The 861-nt window shown below is 45.5% G+C and carries 1 protein-coding gene and 1 pseudogene; one reads left to right on the top strand and one right to left on the bottom strand.

The window, feature by feature from the left end; all coding sequences use genetic code 11:
- Nucleotides 1–8 precede the first annotated feature (8 nt).
- Nucleotides 9–302, bottom strand: a complete 294-nt coding sequence (locus EWH91_RS14310) for a hypothetical protein (RefSeq protein WP_129930934.1) — start codon at nt 300–302, stop codon at nt 9–11.
- An 85-nt stretch (nt 303–387) separates the two neighbouring features.
- Here EWH91_RS14310 and EWH91_RS15205 point away from each other — a divergent pair.
- A pseudogene (locus EWH91_RS15205) lies at nt 388–839 on the top strand (hypothetical protein); the annotation flags it as partial.
- Nucleotides 840–861: the final 22 nt, after the last annotated feature.

Below are 861 nucleotides of genomic sequence, written 5' to 3'. Positions count from 1 at the left end.
GGATTGGTTCAGCAAACCCTACGTAGTAATACTAATAATTCTTCCCGATGTTCTTTTAGATAAGGCAGTAATTCCTCTACGGTCATACCGTCAATTTCTACCACACCTTTATTACGCTTGACCCGGAGGTAAGCTTTATTCGGGCTATTTCGGGACAGGACGAACTCCATCATTGAAGTGCCACTTTCGGCCATACTTTCACCAAAAGCAGTACTACGCGCCAAAAAGTACTCACTCTTGACCTTTATGTCTATTCTCCCCCGGTGGTCAGCTTCATGTTCTGTTTTCTGCTGCTGTCGCACTGCTCCCACCTCCAGTATTAGCGATAGTTGTTACTGTTCGATCTTTCGTTGCCGTGTCCTCATCTTGTAGTTCTGACCGCTACGGCGGTTCCTTAATTTACGTGCAGACGCTCATATTGCTGAAGTCGTCGGGGACGGAGAAAAAAGGCAGCGTTTTATCCTCGCCTACAACTCAAAAGAAGCAGAGAAAGATAAGAAACAGCTAGAACGGCTGGTTTGTGATTTGGAGATGGCTCTGGAAGACTTATATCTACACTCTGTCTTCGACCGATGTACCATCGGATCGAGGATCGGATTAAGACGCACGTTTTGCTGAACTGGCTGGCTCTGCTTCTCATTCGGCTGACGGAACTGAAGACCGGTGAAACCTGGCCAAAACTGAAAAATACCATGGATCAGATGGTTCCGGGCAAATTTTCTTCGAAAAGAGGAGACTTCTATCAAAGGACGGAAATCACCGCAAAACAGCATGAAATCATTAAGTCTCTTGGGATAAAGGTTCCTCGAAAGATAAGTCAAATCGACCTTAAATCCTAGATAGGGTTTGCTGAACCAATCC

Origin of the sequence: Sporolactobacillus sp. THM19-2, assembly GCF_004153195.1 — a bacterium.
In the GTDB taxonomy this organism is placed as follows: domain Bacteria; phylum Bacillota; class Bacilli; order Bacillales; family Sporolactobacillaceae; genus Sporolactobacillus.
Note: the sequence above shows the minus strand (reverse complement) of the source record. Positions and strands in the feature narration are given on the sequence as shown.